This window comes from Actinoplanes sp. NPDC051633, assembly GCF_040681735.1.
Classification (GTDB): Bacteria; Actinomycetota; Actinomycetes; order Mycobacteriales; family Micromonosporaceae; genus Actinoplanes.
This window is the reverse complement of the sequence record NZ_JBFAZH010000803.1, coordinates 1-3622: the sequence shown is the minus strand read 5'-3', so window position 1 is coordinate 3622 and position 3622 is coordinate 1. Positions and strand designations below refer to the sequence as shown.

At 73.2% G+C, this 3622-nt stretch carries 3 protein-coding genes and 1 pseudogene; 3 read left to right on the top strand and 1 reads right to left on the bottom strand.

The window, feature by feature from the left end:
* Both AB0M20_RS32330 and AB0M20_RS32325 read left to right on the top strand, forming a co-directional pair.
* Nucleotides 1-362 (top strand): annotated as a pseudogene (locus AB0M20_RS32330) (hypothetical protein); the annotation flags it as partial.
* Nucleotides 363-488: 126 nt separating this feature from the next.
* Nucleotides 489-2309 carry a translation factor GTPase family protein gene (locus AB0M20_RS32325; RefSeq protein WP_364304125.1) on the top strand — a complete coding sequence of 607 codons (1821 nt, stop codon included), beginning with the start codon at nt 489-491 and terminating at the stop codon, nt 2307-2309.
* On the opposite strand, the gene AB0M20_RS32320 is transcribed toward AB0M20_RS32325, so the two are convergent.
* The gene (locus AB0M20_RS32320; protein WP_364304124.1) at nt 2285-2701 is read right to left on the bottom strand and encodes a hypothetical protein; all 417 of its coding nucleotides are present in this window, start codon (nt 2699-2701) and stop codon (nt 2285-2287) included. The two genes, AB0M20_RS32325 and AB0M20_RS32320, sit on opposite strands and share 25 nt — an antisense overlap.
* Between AB0M20_RS32320 and AB0M20_RS32315 the strand changes: the two genes are divergently transcribed.
* Nucleotides 2667-3622 (top strand): FAD-dependent oxidoreductase (locus AB0M20_RS32315; RefSeq protein WP_364304123.1); only part of this gene is annotated, 956 nt, incomplete at its 3' end. The genes AB0M20_RS32320 and AB0M20_RS32315 overlap by 35 nt on opposite strands.

Here is a 3622-nt window from a genome sequence, read left to right as displayed (position 1 = left end):
GCTACATGAGCATCGAGATGACCAACATCTACCACGATCTGTTCGCCGCCTCCGTGCCGATCTGCGGTGTCGTCGCGCCGTTCCGGGGCAGCACCGAGCCGCTGGTCAGCGACGCCGAGCTGCGCCGGATCGACACGCCGACGTGGCTGGTCGCGTCGCGCGACGACACGACGGTGCCGCCGGAGCCGAACACGGTGCATGCGCACGAGCTGATCCCCGGCTCCCTGATGACCCTGTATGACCAGGTGGTGTGGAACGGCTACCGGTTCCCCGGCCACTGGTCGTGGATCTACGTCGCCCGCAACGACCCGAGCATCGACGGCACCCACATCTGGCAGTGGATGGCTCAGCAGCGGAATTAAATCGGGCGCGCTCGGGCCGGGCGCGCGCTAACGTCCGGGAGGTCAGGTCCCGCGGTCCCAGGAGGTTCGAGATGCGAGTCGGTTTCTTCTCCCTGCCGGAAACCGTCGCAAAGGACCTGACACCTCGTGAGCTTCCTCAACCTGGGCGTCGTCGCGCATGTTGACGCCGGTAAGACCAGCCTGACCGAGCGTCTCCTCTACGCCGGCGGCGTGATCGACACCATCGGCAGCGTGGACGCCGGCAGCACCCGGACCGACTCGCTCGAGCTGGAGCGCCGCCGCGGCATCACCATCAAGACCGCGGTCGCGTCCTTCCCGGTCGGCGACGTCACGGTCAACCTCATCGACACACCCGGCCACCCCGACTTCATCGCCGAGGTGGAGCGGGCGCTGCGCGTGCTCGACGGCGCCGTGCTGGTGGTGTCCGCGGTCGAGGGCGTGCAGGCCCAGACCCGGGTGCTGATGCGCACGCTGCGCCGGTTGGGGGTACCGACGCTGCTGTTCGTCAACAAGATCGACCGGGCCGGCGCGCGCCCGACGGAGGTGCTGCGAGAGATCGCGGCGAAGCTCACCCCGCGGGTCGTGGCGCTGAACGCCGTTCGCGGGCCGGGCACCCCGGCGGCGACGACGCACCCGCCCGGCGACGACTTCGCCGCCCGGGTGGTCGAGGCGACGGGCGACGACGATTTGCTGGCCGCCTTCGTCCGGGACGAGTTGTCGTACCCCAAGATCTGCGCCGCCCTCGCCGAGCGCGCCCGGTCCGGCGAGATCCATCCGGCGTTCTTCGGCTCGGCGGTCACCGGCGCCGGCGTGGACGCCCTGATCCAGGGCCTCGCCGACCTCCTGCCCGTGGCCGCCGGCGATCCCGCCGCGCCGGTGAGCGGGACCGTGTTCAAGGTGGAGCGGGACCGCGCGGGCGCGCGGATCGCGTACGTCCGCATGTTCGACGGCACGCTGCGGGTCCGCGACCGCCTGCCGGCCGGCGTGGTCACCGCCATCGAGGGCGGGCCGGCCCTGCGGGCGGGGGAGATCGGCAAGGTGCACGGCCTGCGGGAGGTGCGCATCGGCGACGCGATCGGGCAACCCCATGCCGGCGCCGGGCGTCAGCTCTTCCCACCGCCGGCGCTGGAGACCGTTGTGGTGGCCCGGGACCCCGCCGACCGGCACGCGTTGCACACCGCCCTCGCCGAGCTGGCCGACCAGGATCCGCTGATCAACCTGCGCGCCGACGACACCGTCTCGCTCTACGGCGAAGTGCAGAAGGAGGTCATCGAGACGACGCTGGCGGAGCAGTACGGCGTCGCGGTGTCGTTCCGCGGGACGAGCACGATCCACATCGAACGCCCCGCCGGAGCCGGGTTCGCCGGCCGTACGCTCGGCAAGGACGACAACCCCTACTTCGCCACGCTCGACCTCAGGGTGGAACCGGCGCCGATCGGCTCCGGCGTCTCGTTCGAGCTGGACGTCCCGATCGAGCAGGTCCCGATCCACGTCTTCAGGACCGAGGAGTTCTTCCGCGACGCCCTTGAGGCGACGGTCCGCCGCGCGCTGCGGGCGGGCCTGCACGGCTGGGAGGTGATCGACGTCCGGGTGATCGCGTCACGAACCGGCTTCGTGGCGCCGAGCACGACCGCGGCCGACTTCCGCAAGCTGCTGCCCATCGTGCTGACGGAGGCGCTGCGGCGCGCGGGCACGGTGGTGTGCGAGCCGATTCACCGGTTCCGGTTGGACGGGCCGGCCACGACGCTGGGTCCCGCACTGGGCGCGCTGAGCCGCCTGGGCGCGGTGCCGGAGACGTCGGAGGTGCGCGGCGACGATTTCGTGATCGGCGGCCTCGTCCCGGCGGCCCGGCTGCGGGCGGTCGAGGAGGCCCTGCCCGGGCTCACCCACGGCGAGGGCGTCCTGGAGAGCGAGTTCGACAGCTACCGGCCCGTGACGGGACGGTGAGCCGGGGCGCCGATCAGCTCGGCTATCGCGCGGCGGAGACGGGTTTCCGCGCCCGGGTTCGCTCCGTGATCCCCGCCGTCGGTGAGCGCCACGTGGTGCAGCACGCCGGCCACCGTCAGCGCCAGCGCATCGGTGTCCGCTCCGGCCGGCACCCGGCCGAGTCGTTGCTCGGCGGCCAGATAGCCGGCCACCGCGCGCTCGATCGCCTGCAGCCCCGCGCTCCCGCCGCCCAGCACCGCTTCGACCTCCGCCACCAGGCCCGGACGGCACGCCAGCACCCTGGCCAGCGCTCGTAGCGTGCCCAGCGGTGTCGCGAGGACGGCATCGCCGAGATTGCCGGCACCGATGAAGCCTGTGGTGATCGTCGGCGCCGGCATCGCCGGTCTGGCCACGGCCCTCCGTCTCGGTCGCGACGGATGGCGCACGACCGTGGTCGAGCGCGCCCCCGCGCGGCGGAGCGGCGGTTACCTGGTCAATCTGCTCGGCCCGGGCTATGACGCCGCCGAGCGGCTCGGCCTGCTGCCCGCCTTGTCCGGCCGGGCGCTGCGCCTCTTCACCACCGTGCTGGTGCGCGCCGACGGCCGCCCGAAGCTCACCGTGCCGGCGGCCGTCGCCGAGTCCGCCCTGGGCGCCCGCACCTTGACGGTGTTCCGCGGCGACCTGGAGACCGTGCTGTGGGAAGCGGCCCGCGACCACGCCACCGTCCGCATCGGCACCACCGTCTCGGCGGTCGGCCACGATGCCGAGGGGGTGCGCGTCACCCTCAGCGATGGCACCACCGAGGACGCCGAGCTGCTGGTGGGCGCCGACGGAGTCCGTTCCGCGACCCGCACGGCGGCCTTCGGCTCCGGCTTCCGCGTCGACTTCCCGTACGTCGTGGCGGCGTTTCCGCTGGCCCGCCCGGTGGCGGGCGTTCCCGAGTCGTCGAGCACCACGTTCATCGGGCCGGGCCGGACGGCCGCGATCGTCAACCTGGGTCCACGGCGGTCCGCAGCGTTCTTCACCTACCGCAGCGCGGACCCGGGCGGACAGCTGCGCCGCGGGCCGGTCGATGCGCTCCAAGAGGCGTTCGGGGACCTGGCAGGCGGCGTGCCGGAGGCGATCGGGCAGTTGGCGAGCGACCCGGACGCCGCGTACTTCGACGGGGTCAGCCAGGTGGTCATGCCGCGATGGAGCACCGGCCGGATCGCGCTCCTCGGCGACGCGGCCTGGTGTGTCAGCCTCTTCGCCGGCCATGGCGCCGCCCTGGCCCTGGCCGGCGCCGACCGGCTCGGCGCCGCACTCCGGCGGCACGACGGCGACGTCGAGGCGGC